Genomic DNA, 13,012 nt, shown 5'->3' with positions numbered 1-13,012 from the left:
GCCAACACGGATTATCTCCGCATTCTGCGTCTGCTATCGGAGGACAGCCGTAGCAGGCATCTGGCCCCCCTCTTCGGCTTCGACCAGCTCAAAGACGCACCATGGCTGCCTTCACGAGCAGCCCTAGAGGCATTCCTCATCAAGCTCTATCGGGACGAATTGCGGCGTGCACCCTGGCTCATGGCATACGACTTCGCTCGTGAGCTTCTACCCGAGGGCGCCCACCGGGACGACGTTGCCGTGGCAAGCGAGTCGACTGATGTTGTGCAAACTCGCCTTGGTCGTGCGAGGCGGAACCTCTTGCCGTTTTTCCCCCCGTCAGACGAGGGCAGTCGGTATCGAAGCGAAGTCCGACTGCGCGAGCTGAACAGGCGGCTGGATGAGCAACCACTAACGATCTTCATCGACGATGAAACTCAACAGGAAGCAGTGCAATCGGCGGTGGCCGAGTGGCTAACAGCCCAGGGCTTGGAGATCTCCTGGGAAGGAGACCCGATCATCGGCTCCTTCTGGAGAACCTTCCTGACCCGCTTCCGAAAGGGCGCTGAAGATCATCTAGACGAGGGCATGGCTCTGGCGGGCAGGGCCGTAGGACTCTACGGTCTCGACACCCGGCAGGCAGAGGTGAACCAGAAGGAGGCGGAAGCTTTCGCCAAGGTGATGGAGGCACTTGCAACCGTCGATTCGGCGATCATCCACCATGGGACTCTGCTCGTGGTCAAGCACGCTGGCACCGTTGTGCGCCGTGAGCTGAGTCAACTGGAGGTTGAGGCGCTCCGTAAGAATCCCGTCCTCACTGCCCGACCGGACATCATCCTGCAAGAACTGCAGCGTCATACGGAAGAACTGGCGATCGAGGTGGAGGCAGAGGCATCTCCGACCCAGCACACCTCAATTTGACAGGCTAATCGCCGAATCCTGTCAGTAGCCATCGGCCACGGGCCACGTCCACCGACAGCGTCAGGATCCCCTCCCCCCGCTCGGATTGGGCCTGCACCCGGTAGTGCCACACGTCCAAGGGCGCGTCGAACGGTAGATCCTCCCGCCACCACTGCCGGGTGGTGGCCCACGCCTCCAGCACCTCCAGCACCCGGTAGGTGCGGAGCGGGCGGCCACGCCGAGCCCACCTGAGCGAGACGGGCCGGCCGGCCGGGTACGCCGGGTCGTCCCCGGCCGGCTCGGTCACGACCTCGACGCTTCCCCCGACCTCCACCCGGCTCAGCGTAGGACACGAGCCCGCCCGGCCTCGGAACGCGGAAGGGGCGCCGACCGAACCCGGCCGACGCCCCTCACGCTGGTGTGTCTCCTGGTCAGGACCCGGAGGGCGGGGTCGGGTCGAACGCCGCCCAGTTGCCGCTGATCAGGTCGTAGTACGGCGCTCCGATGTCGCCGCCGAGGACGGACAGACGCAGCGGCAGCGTGGACGCCTCGGTCTTCTGGAAGGACTGCTCGACGCCCTCGGCCTGCTCGCACCTCGGGACCATGCGACGGATCTTCTTCGTGCCGTCGATCAGCTCCAGGCACGCCGCCGTCTCCGTACGGCCACCGATGGCCGGCGGAGTGAACTTGAAGTAGGCCGCGCCGCCGCCCTCCGGCGTAACCTTCTCGATCACGCCGCCGCCGTACACGGCCCTGAACGAGGCCGCGGTCCACTCCAGCAGGTCCACCTCGATCGTGGCCGCGTCCTCCGTCTGCCAACGCCGGACGGCGTAATTCGACTGGTGGGCGCGGGTCTCCTCAAAACTCGGGTCGGTGGCCCAGTTGAACGAATCCGGCGTGAAAAGGCCGATGTCGTACCACGCGGACGGCATGGTCACGGTCGGGCCCTCCGGCGCGGCCGTGCCGACCGGCGCAAGCCACAGCCGCGCCTGCTGCGGGATGAACACGTTCTCGGAGCCCATCGGGGTCCTCCCAGCCACTCGCGCCCGCCCGCGCACGGCGGAACAGGCGTGTCAGGTTGGGGACCCAGCGGGGGAGAGTAGGGGCACGACGGGCTTACGTCGCGCTGACCTGCGGCGCAGGACGTTAACCCCTCGATGCGCTACACGTGCCCGCCATGACGACGACGAAGGCCCGCACCACGGCGGCCGAGCCGAAGCGGGCACGCTGGCGGTGCCTGATCGAGCCGTGCCCGACGCGGGGGAGTTGGCAGGACGCCCCGCACGAGGCCGCCGCCGGTGCCGGGTGGCGGCGTCACTACCTGGCCGCGCACTGGGAGCGGCCGTGACTGGGCTGTGGGGGCTGCTGCCGTGGGCGGCGCACTGGGCGCTCCCGCTCGGCGTGCTGGGGATGCTGGCTTTCCTGCTCGGCCGGCGGGCGGGCCGGGCGTCGGGGGAGCGGGAGCGGAAGCGGCTCGCGAGCCGGCTGGAGACGTTCGCCACGATCCTCGCCCCGGCCGCGCAGGCCATCCGGGAGGGGAAGCCGCGCTTCCGGATGAGCGAGCAGGACAAGGCGGTGCTGGCGCTGCTGGTGACCGACCCGGGGGAGGACGGCGACCGGATCGCCGAGCTTGAGCAGATGTTCCACGATCCGGGCCAGGACTAGACATGATGATAAATATGCCCTACAGTTTTCCTTGTGAGGCCGAGGGCTGCGAACCCCGGTCGAACACCGAAAACCCCAGGAAGAAAGGCACAACCGATGATCGCCATGCGCCCCTACACCGGTCACCTCCACACCGAACTGCTCGGCTTCGGCTTCGCCGACCTCGGCATCGACCCGGAGGAGCTGGGCGGCTACGACGCCCAGTACACCCGCGTCTACCAGGGCTTCGGCTACCGCGTCGAGGTCCACGAGCAGTACGGCGACGTCACCCTCCGCGTGTTCGGCCCGGGTGAGGCCAGCGACGGCGAGGACACCTACCGGCACGGCCACCTGTCCGAGACCAAGTTCGACGTCCGGATGCCCACGGAGATCGTCCTCGGCTCGATCGAGGCCGCCGTGAAGCTCGGCAAGGCCACCGACCGCCTGTACGCCGTCCCGGCCATCGCCTAACCCGTCCCGGCCCGCTGGTCCCCGCCCGACTACTCCCGGGCGGGGGCCACCCTCCCCACGCTGGAGCACAACCCGTGACCGACGTCACCCTGCCCATGACCGTGGCCAAGGCCCGCACCGTCCTGGCCGACGCCACCCAGTACGAAGCACCGGACGACCCCACCTCCGTCATGGTGAGCAGCTTCTACGGCTCGCTGGGCTGGCGGTTCACCGGCCGCGCCGAGATCGGCTACTTCAAACAGCTCACCGACCCCCACCGCCCCGAGCAGACGGTCGGCCACCTCACCCGCAACCCCGACGACGGCCCCCGCGTCGCCGCCCTCATCGCGCCCTACCACGAGACCATCAGCGTCTACGAGCTGGACAAGGCGGCCGACACCCACCAGCTCGCGAAGCTGCTCGAACACCTCGCCCTGGTCGACCCGGACATGCTCCTGGTCGTCCCGGACCACGACTACAACGACAAGGCCCGGTTCGTGCCCCTCGGCACGCACATGGGCTTCGAGTACTACGCCCCCGAAAGCGACTTCTCCCCTGGCGCGTGGGGCTACGAGCCGGGGGAGGGCCCCGGAGTGTTCGTCCTCTGGCCCGCCAGCTCGTTCACCCCGCCGCCGCCCGAGCCGCCCGCGCCCGCCCCGGCCGCCCCCACACCGCCCGCCCCTACGGACTGGTTCGCCCGCCTCGCGCAGACGGAGACCTGGACCGACGAGTACGGCAGGCCGCACCGCATCACCTCCATGACGCCCCTACAGGCGTACTCGGCGCTGTCCTGGCTCGACATCCACGCCCGGCGGATCTCCGACGACGTCATCGGCTACCTCCTCGGCAACAGCGCCGCCGCGTTCCCGGACAGCCGCACCCGCGCGCCGCTCCTGGAGTCCGCCGTCGCCGTCGCCGACCCGCGCGGCTGGATCGCCACCACCCCCCTCGCCCTCGCTCTCGCCCTCCAGGCCGGCTGACTCCGAAGGACCCCGATGTACGCGAACTGGTACGCCCGCCTCCACGAGGCGAACACCTGGACGGACGAGCACGGCACGACGCACATCATCGCCCGGATGAGCCCGCGTTACGCCCGCAACCTGCTGGTGTGGCTCGACCGGCAGCACGAGGGCATCGTCCGAGCCGCCGCCATGGCCCTGTGCGACATCAAGATGCCGCCGTTCCACACGCAGGCGTACGACGAGGTCGTCAGCGCGGGCGACGCCGAGGCCGAGGCCATGAGGCGCAACCCGCGCGCCTGGCTCGCCGACACCCCGCTCGTGCAGGCCCTCGCCGCCGCCGCGAGCCCCTACATCGCCCGCCACCGCCAGCCCAAGCGCCACCTGCGCACGGTCCCCCTGACACCCGACCGCCACGTGCACTCCATCTGACCTCACCCCGCCCCGCCCATCCCGGGCGGGGCTCAACCCCTCAACCTTCGGAAGGCACACCCCATGACTTTCACCAAGGCTCACGTTGCCCGATACGCCCTGATCGCCGCTGCCGTCATCACCTACTGGATCGGCCTCAAGGCCCTCGTGGTCGATGACAACCCCATCGCCGCCATCCTCGCGTTCTGGGCCGTCGCCTGGAAGTTCGTCTACCTGCACAACCAGCGCCAGATAGAGCGGCTCCGCGCCGAACGCGACTCCCGCACCGCCGTCATCAACCTGATGGCCACCCACATGACCGACGAGCAGTTCGAGCAGTTCCGCGCCCAGACCGAGGCCGCCAACACCTCCGTCAAGTCCGGCTCCTGACGCTCGCCCCCCGGGCGGCGCGCACCGCGCCGCCCCTCCCCTTGGAGACCCCCTATGACCACCGCCCTGCGGCCCCGCACGGCCGACGAACTGGCCGACTTCATCCTCAACCGCACCCGCGTCCGCGTCACCAACCGCGACAACCCGAGCGACCACATGCACGGCACCATCGCCGCCATCACCAACGGCGGCATGCTCCTCAACGTCGGCAACGGCTTCGTCGCCCTCCCGGCCGACGCCCCCATGAAGCCCTGGCCGGCCAAGCGCGTCCGCGTCTACCGCCTCCTCGGCCCGCACGGCGTGCCGCTCTGGGCGTGGCAGCCCCTCTTCAACGACATGCCGTACCGGACCTTCCGCCACCCCTTCAAGACCTGGCGGGAGGCGATGGACAGCGCCGTGAGCTGGCTGCAGCAGACCAAGGGCCTGATGTAGAGCCCTCGACCCGCCCACTCCATCGCCCGCCCGGCAGCGCGCCGGGCGGCCCCACCTCCGAGGAAAACCATGAGCTCCTCCCAGCCCGCCGACAACGTGCAGACCCTCGACAACAGCGAGCTGTACGCCCGCCTGACCGCCGCCGTGGGCCGCCTGCTCGACCACCAGAAGGAAGGCGTCGGCGGACTCGCCTGCGCCTGCGACGGCGACCCGTGGGTGAACAGCCCCAGCACCGAATGCCCCCACCGGCAGGAGGTCGCCCGGCTCCACGCCGAGGTGACCGGCCGCCCTCACGTGATCATCCTCGACGTGGCCGGCCCCATGACCGGTGTCACGTCCGTCACGGTGCCGCGCGGCGAAGTGATCATCGACACCCGCACCCGTGACGTCATCCTCGTCCAGGACCTCGACGGCAGGCAGCGCCACATCCGTTGGCCGTGGCAGCACGCGGCCACCACGGGCGAGGCCCTGGTGATGGCCGCGCACGCCGCCCGTGACGAGCCCGACCCGGACAAGGTGCAGAAGCTCGCCGCCCTGATGAGCGACTTCGGCGACGCCAACCTCGTAGCCCTGGCCCGGCACCTGCTCGCCAACGGCGTTCAGCTCCCCGACGCCTCCTGACCCGCCCGTTCCTCTCGCCCGCCCGGCCCATGCGCTGGGCGGCCCCTCTCGCCCTCGACACTCCCCTGGAGCCCCCATGGCCCGCCGCTGCTACATCCCCAAGAAGTTCAACACCACCCACCTCGACATCATCGACAAGGCCAACGCCATCTGCGCCGACTACCAGCGCCAAGGCTTCGACCTCACCCTCCGGCAGCTCTACTACCAGTTCGTCGCCCGCGGCTGGTTGGAGAACAGCCAGAAGAAGTACAAGTGGCTCGGCGAGATCGTGTCCGACGCTCGCCTCGCCGGCGCCATGGACTGGGACTACATCGTGGACCGCACCCGCAACCTGCGCGGTCTTCCCCACTGGAACGACCCCAGCCACATCATCGACAGCGTCGCCTACAGCTACCGCACCGAACGGTGGGCCAACCAAGACCACCGCATCGAGGTGTGGATCGAGAAGGACGCCCTCGTCGGCGTCATCGCCAACGTCTGCCAGCGCCACGACGTCGACTACTTCTCGTGCCGGGGCTACACCAGCATCAGCGAGGTCCACCAGGCCGCCCAGCGGCTCATCCGCTACAACCGGCGCGGCCAAAAGCCCGTCATCCTCCACCTTGGCGATCACGACCCCTCCGGCGTGGACATGACGCGCGACATCCGGGAGCGCCTGGAGCTGTTCGGCGCCGACGTCGAAATCATCCGCATCGCCCTCAACATGGACCAGGTCGAGCAGTACAACCCGCCGCCCAACCCGGCGAAGATGTCGGACTCCCGGTCCGGCAGGTACGTCATCGAGCACGGCTACAGCTCGTGGGAGCTCGACGCCCTCGACCCCACCACCCTGGACGCGCTCATCGCCGACCGGATCGCCGACCTGCTCGACCACGACCAGTGGCAGCACGACACGACCGCCATGGAGGAGGAGCGGACCCTCCTCACGGCCGTCTCAAACCGATGGGGCGACGTCGCCGAACTCGTCAGGCCGGCCGAGTGACCGAGCAGGCGCCCGGAGAGTTCCACATCCTCGACCAGGCCGCCACCAAGCCCGACACTGCGTGCAGCGCGCCGCCCGACTGTAACGGGGGCTGCACCACCGCCCGTGACCTCGGCGCGGACGAGTACGGCGACATGGTCGCCTACGCGCACCCCGACTGCCCACAGCACGCCTGATCACCCCCACCCCGCCCGCCCGGCCCGTGCGCCGGGCGGGCCTGTCCGGAGGAGAACCATGACCACCCCTACCGCCGAGACACCGGCCACCATCACCCCGGCCGACGAGGTCCGCGCCGCCATCACCAAATGGCGCGAACGCGCCGCCGCGGCCCGCGCCGCCACCACAGCCGGCCGCGAAGACAAGTGGAACGCCTGGTACATCGTCTACAACAAGCAGCCCGACCCGACACAGCCGCCCGTCACCACCCCCAGCCCGTGGGGCCCGATGACCGGCCCCTCCTACGTCGGCACCGGAGAGGCGGCTGTCGCCCACGACCGGCTCACCCACACCCACGAAGACGCCATGTACGAGGCCGAGTTCGTCACCGGCATGCTCGACACCCGCGTTGCCGAATGGATCACCCTGACCGGCCCCGACATGGCCGCGTTCATCGAGGAGATGCTGGAGCAGGCCGCCGACGACATGGAAGACCACGGCGCGTTCGAGCGGTACGCCGGCACCGCCCTGACCGGGCCCGACCGCCGCCGCGTCGTGGCCGACGACCACGACCAGATCCGCCACGGCTGGACCGCCGCCCTGGCCATGGCCCGCCGCATCAACGCGCCCCTCCTCGGCTCCGACGACGCCAGTGACTACTAACCTCGCCCGCGTGCTCGCCGAGCTGCCCGACCACGGCGAGCACGTCACCGTCATCTGCGCTTACGACCACCCCGAAGCCGTGGCGGTCCGCCGCGCCATCGGCCTGGCCCCGCGACAGGTGATCGAGGCGACCTCACCGGAACGCCTGGCCGGCACCTGCGCGTGGGAGCTCCGCATCCTTGAGACGCGCCGCTTCGGCAGCAGGCCCGACGCCGAGGCGATCCGGCAGACGCTCGTCGGAGTCTCCTGCAGCTCCCACACCGTTCGCACGATCCGGGTGGCGCCCGGTGACTACTGACCCGGCTCCCGACGCGGACGCCGAGGAGGAGTTCCTGATCCTCGACCAGGCCGCCACCCAGGGCACCAAGCCTCGGCGGCGGCCCTGGGCCACGTGTCTCGGGTGCGGACACCGCATCTGGGCCACCAAGTCCCTGCAACACCGCCGCGGCGACAAGTGCCGCCGCGGCCAACGACGACAGCACGGCCGAGGCCACGGCCGCCCCCGCCGCACCTGGCTCTACATCGCCGGACAGGCCGACCTCTTCACCAGCAAGGAGCCCAGCATGACCACCACCGCCCCCGCCGTAGACGTCACCGCCATCGCGGCCGTGTTCGTCGCCGACACCCTGGACGAGTCCGGCCTGGACGTCACCGTGCGGCACGGTCACGGCGACCAGCCCGAGGTGACGCTCACCCTCGACGGCAAGCCGTTCCGGCTGCACCTCACCCAGCTCCCCGCCCCGGACGGCAACTGACCAGGTCACCCCGCCCGAACTGGACGCAACGTATCTACAACGTAAAGGCGGCCGTCTCGCACAACCCGGGGACGGCCGCCTTTACGTGCTACAGCTACCTGCTGCTGCCGATGGTGACGTCGATGGTCGCCCCCGCCTTGAGCAGGACCAGCGCGACGATGGTGGCGAGGGCCGCCATCCACGCGAGGTGGACTACCCACATGGGAACGTGGACCTTGATTACGACCGGCTTGTTCTTCGACATCGGGACCCCTCCATTGGAGTAAACGGAGGCCCGACCAGGACGAAGACGCGTATCCTACGAGGTGCATGGCTCATATGATCCGCGCCGGGGCTCGCCCTGGCCGGGCCAGCGAACAGCCGGACCTGTAGGAAGGTCCGGCTGTTCGCGTTGCAGCGCCATAGTAACGCCAGCCACTGGCGTCCCGCCGGGCAAATCCAAGAACCTTTAAGCCACAGTACGGGTGAAGGCCACCGGCTTACCGGTAACGGGTTTCCAGTCACCGGTAAACCGGAATCCGGCGGGGGAGTGGATCATGAGACTTGGAACCTGACCAGGGATTGGTGCAACAATCCGGTAGCGCTGGCGCTAAATGACCGTACGTTGACCGGGTATTCTCCACCCTCATTTGCGCAGTCATTTAGCGCGGCGCATCTCACGAATTTGAAGGCAAGTGGTAAGCGCTAGTTACCGCTTTCTTTCCGGCGAACATGTCCACGTAGCCAGCTACCCCGACTCCACCAATACGGCTGTGCGGCCCTGGAGGCCCGCCTGCGGCGATCCGGGACGAACCGGGCTACGCTGCCCGCCCACTTCTCGAACACGTGTACGCATTGCTGCGCCACGGTCACCGCGTGCGATCCTTGAGGCATGGCTGCCACCGACAACGTGATCGTTCCCCCCGGCTACAGCCGCGCCGACCTCGACACCTGGTCGCACGTGTGCGCCACCGGCCAGCACAGCGATTGCACCGGCCGGTACATCAACCCAGACCCCGAGCAGCCCGGCGAACTGCCCTGCACCTGCGGCATCTGCAACCACGACCAGACGCCGAAGAAGCGCGGCCGCCCCCGCAAGCAGCCCGCCCAGTAGCGCGCCGGCGTCGCGTCGACCAGGGCGACGCGACGCTAACGAACGCACCTGCTACCCATCGGCGCATGAACACGCCGATCTATGACGCGCTCGTCGCCGAGCTGCGCGAACAGCGGTACACCAACACCGCGCCCTTCCCCCGCGCCATGGCCGAGGCCCCACCCCCGCCCGCCCCGCCGGCCAGCGGCTGGTTCACCCCCGCCCCCGCGGCCGCACCGCAGCGGGCGGTGCCGCGCGGCTTCCACGACCTGGCCGCCATCCTCGCCCGCACCAGCCTCGAATACGGCCCCGCCCCCGCCCCGGCCGTCATCGACGCCACCCCCGTGGGAGCGTGCGCATGAGCCGCCCCCACGACGAGGGGTGCGCGCCCATCATCGGCCGCTTCGCCACCCTCATCGCCCTCGCCTGGTCCGCGGCCACCACCGACATCACCGCGCTCGCCATCGTCTGCTGGCTCCTGGTCGGCGGCGCCGTCCTGGTCCTCATCGCCGAAACCAGCGACTAACCCCCCCAGCCGGCCCCGCGACACGGCCGACAGGACGTTAACCCGCGAACCTGCCACACTCCCCGCGCACCACCCGACCAGCACCAACCCAACCCCCGGAAGGGACCTCGGATCAGCCGATGTTCACCGAGACCGTCGAACACACCTGGGAAGCCGGCCACTCCCTCCCGCACCTGCCCGGCAAGTGCTCCAGCCTCCACGGCCACACCTGGCGGACCGCCATCACCATCGCCGCCCCCTCGCTCGACGCGAGCGGCGTCATCGTGGACTTCGGCCTCCTCAAAGCCCGCGCCCGCGTCTGGATCGACCACCACCTCGACCACGCCCTCATGCTCGGCGCCGACGACCCCCTCATGCCCCTCCTGCAGCCGGGCCCGGACGGCACCCCCAGCCCGCTCGCCGCCATGTTCACCCGCCGCGGCCAGCGCCTGTTCGTGTTCGGCCGCGACTTCCCCGAAGTCGCTTGGCCCACCGTCGAAGGCGTCGCGCAGCTGCTCGCCCACCACGCACACGACTGGCTGGCACGCTCCACCCAACGCACCGACGTGTACGTCGCCCAGGTCACCGTCCACGAGACTGACCGCAACTCCGCGACGTGGCACAACCCCGACCCGCCCGCCCCGACGCCCACGATCCCCGCCCCCACCCTCCGCGACATGACGACCATGCCCGCGGCCACCTTCCGCCGCCTCGCCCACGCCACGACCGGCAACTAACCCCCTCCGAAGGAGCACCCGACATGACGACCACCGAGCGCTACCCGGCCGACGCCTACACCCTCGTCAAGACCACCGACCTCGCCCGCTTCACCACCCTCGCCGAGCAAGTCGGCCAGGCCGCCACCAAGCTCACCAGCGCCCTCCCCCCGGCCGCGACCGGCCTCAAGAGCGTCGCCCAGTACGCCGCCGACATCCAAGTGGCCGACACCCTCCCCGGCATCACACCCGAGCCCGAAGCCGAGACCGTCCCCGCCCGCCGGTACACCGAAGCCGAAATCGCCGCCTTCCGCGACCAGCTCCACACCAACATCCACGCCACCGGAGCCAACGGCGCCACCGCCGCCGACCTCACCGCCGGCCACGACACCCTCAACCGCGTCCAAGCCGCCCTCCGCGCCCTCGAAACCGAAGGCCGAATCTTCCGCACCGGCATCGGCGTCCTCCGCTGGTACACCACCGCCAACCGCTCCAAGGTGATCGACGCCATGCGCCGCCGCGTCCCCAACCACGACCTCACCGTCGAGGAAGCCGTCCAGGCCCTCGGCCTCCCCGCCGCCCGCATCCGCGACATGGTCAGCAAGAAGGAACTCGGCGGCCGCCGCGTCGGCAAGGCGTACATCGTCCACCGGCAGGCCGCCCTCAACTACATCCGCGCCCTCGGCGCCCAGCCCGAGCCCGCCACCCCCACCGCCCAGTAGCCCGACACCAGCCACCCCCAGCCCCTGAACCCCCCGCGAGAGGAGGAACACCACCATGGGACGCCCCACCAAACTCACCCCCGAACTAGCCGACCTCCTATGCGAAGCCCGAGCCAACGGCCACGGAACCCGAGGAGCCGCCGCAGCCTGCGGAATCAGCCGATCAACCCTCCAACTCTGGCTCTCCAAAGGCGAAGAAGGGGAAGACCCAGACCCGATCTACTCGGACTTCTCGGCCCGGTTTACGCGCGCGGGCGCGCGAGCGATCGGCCGGCTGGTGAACGCGGTGTTCGAGGATGCGGTGGGCGGGGTGGAGATCAAGCGGACGGTGCGGCCGGACGGGTCGGAGGAGGTGCAGGTGACGCCGCCGAACGGGGCGGTCGCTCTCAAGGCGTTGGCGCAGCTCGATCCGGAGGATTGGCAGCCGAGGAAGGCGCTGGAGGTCAGCGGGCCGAACGCGGGCCCGGTGGAGGTGGCGCAGGCCGATGTGGTGGAGAACGTGCTGGCGAGGGTGCGTGCTGCGAAGGAGCGGCGTGCGGCTGAGGCGGCCCGTGCCGAGCAGGCCGGCCAGGCGGGATCGGGGGAGGAGCACGGTGGGTAGTCATGGCGCGGGGGATTCTGGAGAGGTGAGTGCGGAGCGTGACTTGCGGGCCGCGTTGGACAAGACCGAACGCTCTTGGGGGGAGCCCTCGGCGACGTACGTCGCCCCGGACGTGGTCGCGCGGGAGGAGGCGAAGCGCCGCCACCCGGCCGGGCGGGCGTTGACGGGCCTGTTCACCCAGACGCACCCGTGGCTCGCCCCCGCCGAGCCGGCCGAGCCGTTCGAGCGCCGTCCCGAGCTCGCCGACCGTGTCGAGGCGCTGGAGGAGCGGGTGGCCGAGCTGGAGACGCGTCTCGCCCAACTGGAAGACGACCGGGGCGACGGGGGCGAGGTGATCGAGGCGGTGACGTTCGACGGGCAGACGACGGAGGTCCGGGTGCCGGCCGGGCCGGTGTGATCGAGCGCGAGGGGTTGCCGCCGGCGCGGGCGCGCTGGCAGGCTGCCCGGATGATGAGACACAGCGACAACGGCGGATGGGCGGCGAGCGTGGGCGGCGGCGTCCGCTCCACTGGCGGCATGCGGCACATGGGCGGCTGGTAGCCCGTACGGCATGCGGAAGGGCCCGAACCCCGGCAGAGGGGGGTTCGGGCCCTTCGTCGTCTCTGGGCTACAGGCTGGTGCTAAGGACGGCCGCGCCGGCGACGAGCCCGGCGAGGATCGCGGCAGGCCAGGAATGGTGGCCTCGCTGATCGCTTCCGGGCTGGTGTGGGCTCTTTGGAGATGGCGATGGCTCGCGCCGGCTACGCGCCAGCCCGGGATCCCTTTAATAAGTTTACCGTGCGAGTACGTCCAACTACCATCAGTGAGATAGCCGGTTCTTCGGCTGACCGGCCTCAGGAGGAACCATGAGCAAGCTCACCACCGCGATCGCCGCCAGTGCTCTGGTGATCGCCACCATCCCGACGCCAGCCCTGGCCGCACCCCTGCGAGCAGGGAACTGCAACGGCCAGCCCATGCGGGTCGGGGACGCCGGCCAGCGGATCGACCTGTTCATGAACCCCGACATCTCATCAAGGCACAGTCCCGCCTGCGCCCGGCTGGTCGCCGACACCAT

At 69.9% G+C, this 13,012-nt stretch carries 24 protein-coding genes; 22 read left to right on the top strand and 2 right to left on the bottom strand.

Annotated elements, in window-relative coordinates; all coding sequences use genetic code 11:
- Positions 1 to 900 (top strand): hypothetical protein (locus tag ACWCSD_RS34535; protein ID WP_449921248.1); only part of this gene is annotated, 900 nt, incomplete at its 5' end.
- Positions 901 to 904: 4 nt separating this feature from the next.
- Here ACWCSD_RS34535 and ACWCSD_RS34530 read toward each other — a convergent pair.
- Both ACWCSD_RS34530 and ACWCSD_RS34525 read right to left on the bottom strand, forming a co-directional pair.
- Positions 905 to 1,213 (bottom strand): DUF6504 family protein, encoded by a 309-nt coding sequence (locus ACWCSD_RS34530; protein WP_449921244.1) that lies wholly within the window; start codon positions 1,211 to 1,213, stop codon positions 905 to 907.
- Between the two features lie 97 nt (positions 1,214 to 1,310).
- The gene (locus tag ACWCSD_RS34525) at positions 1,311 to 1,901 is read right to left on the bottom strand and encodes a phage tail tube protein (protein WP_449921241.1); all 591 of its coding nucleotides are present in this window, start codon (positions 1,899 to 1,901) and stop codon (positions 1,311 to 1,313) included.
- A 155-nt stretch (positions 1,902 to 2,056) separates the two neighbouring features.
- Between ACWCSD_RS34525 and ACWCSD_RS34520 the strand changes: the two genes are divergently transcribed.
- The 21 genes from ACWCSD_RS34520 to ACWCSD_RS34420 form a co-directional block, all read left to right on the top strand.
- Positions 2,057 to 2,227 carry a hypothetical protein gene (locus ACWCSD_RS34520; RefSeq protein WP_449921238.1) on the top strand — a complete coding sequence of 57 codons (171 nt, stop codon included), beginning with the start codon at positions 2,057 to 2,059 and terminating at the stop codon, positions 2,225 to 2,227.
- Positions 2,224 to 2,544, top strand: a complete 321-nt coding sequence (locus ACWCSD_RS34515; RefSeq protein WP_449921236.1) for a hypothetical protein — start codon at positions 2,224 to 2,226, stop codon at positions 2,542 to 2,544. Before ACWCSD_RS34520 ends, ACWCSD_RS34515 begins: the two co-directional genes overlap by 4 nt.
- A gap of 96 nt (positions 2,545 to 2,640) precedes the next feature.
- A complete protein-coding gene (locus tag ACWCSD_RS34510; protein WP_449921233.1) occupies positions 2,641 to 2,994 on the top strand; it encodes a hypothetical protein in 354 nt (117 codons plus the stop codon).
- 74 nt (positions 2,995 to 3,068) lie between these two features.
- A complete protein-coding gene (locus tag ACWCSD_RS34505; RefSeq protein ID WP_449921230.1) occupies positions 3,069 to 3,953 on the top strand; it encodes a hypothetical protein in 885 nt (294 codons plus the stop codon).
- Between the two features lie 15 nt (positions 3,954 to 3,968).
- Complete coding sequence (locus ACWCSD_RS34500) at positions 3,969 to 4,364, top strand: hypothetical protein (RefSeq protein WP_449921228.1); 396 nt, start codon at positions 3,969 to 3,971, stop codon at positions 4,362 to 4,364.
- Between the two features lie 63 nt (positions 4,365 to 4,427).
- Complete coding sequence (locus ACWCSD_RS34495) at positions 4,428 to 4,733, top strand: hypothetical protein (RefSeq protein ID WP_449921225.1); 306 nt, start codon at positions 4,428 to 4,430, stop codon at positions 4,731 to 4,733.
- Between the two features lie 54 nt (positions 4,734 to 4,787).
- Entirely contained in the window at positions 4,788 to 5,165 is a 378-nt protein-coding gene (locus ACWCSD_RS34490) for a hypothetical protein (RefSeq protein ID WP_449921223.1), read from the top strand.
- A 69-nt stretch (positions 5,166 to 5,234) separates the two neighbouring features.
- The gene (locus ACWCSD_RS34485; protein WP_449921220.1) at positions 5,235 to 5,786 is read left to right on the top strand and encodes a hypothetical protein; all 552 of its coding nucleotides are present in this window, start codon (positions 5,235 to 5,237) and stop codon (positions 5,784 to 5,786) included.
- 76 nt (positions 5,787 to 5,862) lie between these two features.
- Positions 5,863 to 6,768: a hypothetical protein gene (locus ACWCSD_RS34480; RefSeq protein ID WP_449921218.1), complete on the top strand. Its 906-nt coding sequence runs from the start codon at positions 5,863 to 5,865 to the stop codon at positions 6,766 to 6,768.
- Positions 6,765 to 6,944 carry a hypothetical protein gene (locus tag ACWCSD_RS34475; protein WP_449921216.1) on the top strand — a complete coding sequence of 60 codons (180 nt, stop codon included), beginning with the start codon at positions 6,765 to 6,767 and terminating at the stop codon, positions 6,942 to 6,944. The genes ACWCSD_RS34480 and ACWCSD_RS34475 overlap by 4 nt, the downstream gene beginning before the upstream one ends.
- Before the next feature lie 58 nt (positions 6,945 to 7,002).
- The gene (locus tag ACWCSD_RS34470; protein ID WP_449921214.1) at positions 7,003 to 7,587 is read left to right on the top strand and encodes a hypothetical protein; all 585 of its coding nucleotides are present in this window, start codon (positions 7,003 to 7,005) and stop codon (positions 7,585 to 7,587) included.
- Positions 7,577 to 7,885 carry a hypothetical protein gene (locus ACWCSD_RS34465; protein WP_449921212.1) on the top strand — a complete coding sequence of 103 codons (309 nt, stop codon included), beginning with the start codon at positions 7,577 to 7,579 and terminating at the stop codon, positions 7,883 to 7,885. The genes ACWCSD_RS34470 and ACWCSD_RS34465 overlap by 11 nt, the downstream gene beginning before the upstream one ends.
- Complete coding sequence (locus ACWCSD_RS34460) at positions 7,875 to 8,342, top strand: hypothetical protein (protein WP_449921209.1); 468 nt, start codon at positions 7,875 to 7,877, stop codon at positions 8,340 to 8,342. Before ACWCSD_RS34465 ends, ACWCSD_RS34460 begins: the two co-directional genes overlap by 11 nt.
- A gap of 871 nt (positions 8,343 to 9,213) precedes the next feature.
- Positions 9,214 to 9,435, top strand: coding sequence for a hypothetical protein (locus ACWCSD_RS34455; RefSeq protein ID WP_449921206.1), 222 nt, complete (start codon positions 9,214 to 9,216; stop codon positions 9,433 to 9,435).
- Between the two features lie 65 nt (positions 9,436 to 9,500).
- Complete coding sequence (locus tag ACWCSD_RS34450) at positions 9,501 to 9,776, top strand: hypothetical protein (RefSeq protein WP_449921203.1); 276 nt, start codon at positions 9,501 to 9,503, stop codon at positions 9,774 to 9,776.
- Positions 9,773 to 9,940, top strand: a complete 168-nt coding sequence (locus ACWCSD_RS34445; protein ID WP_449921200.1) for a hypothetical protein — start codon at positions 9,773 to 9,775, stop codon at positions 9,938 to 9,940. Before ACWCSD_RS34450 ends, ACWCSD_RS34445 begins: the two co-directional genes overlap by 4 nt.
- Positions 9,941 to 10,059: 119 nt before the next feature.
- Positions 10,060 to 10,656 (top strand): 6-pyruvoyl trahydropterin synthase family protein, encoded by a 597-nt coding sequence (locus ACWCSD_RS34440; protein WP_449921198.1) that lies wholly within the window; start codon positions 10,060 to 10,062, stop codon positions 10,654 to 10,656.
- Between the two features lie 23 nt (positions 10,657 to 10,679).
- On the top strand, positions 10,680 to 11,357 hold the full coding sequence (locus ACWCSD_RS34435) for a hypothetical protein (RefSeq protein WP_449921195.1): 678 nt from the start codon (positions 10,680 to 10,682) through the stop codon (positions 11,355 to 11,357).
- 55 nt (positions 11,358 to 11,412) lie between these two features.
- Positions 11,413 to 11,958, top strand: a complete 546-nt coding sequence (locus tag ACWCSD_RS34430) for a hypothetical protein (protein ID WP_449921192.1) — start codon at positions 11,413 to 11,415, stop codon at positions 11,956 to 11,958.
- A 43-nt stretch (positions 11,959 to 12,001) separates the two neighbouring features.
- Entirely contained in the window at positions 12,002 to 12,355 is a 354-nt protein-coding gene (locus ACWCSD_RS34425; protein ID WP_449921189.1) for a hypothetical protein, read from the top strand.
- Positions 12,356 to 12,803: 448 nt separating this feature from the next.
- On the top strand, positions 12,804 to 13,012 hold a 209-nt coding region (locus ACWCSD_RS34420), incomplete at its 3' end, for a hypothetical protein (RefSeq protein WP_449921187.1).

The sequence above is a fragment of the Nonomuraea sp. NPDC001684 genome (assembly GCF_053596515.1).
Note: the sequence above shows the minus strand (reverse complement) of the source record. Positions and strands in the feature narration are given on the sequence as shown.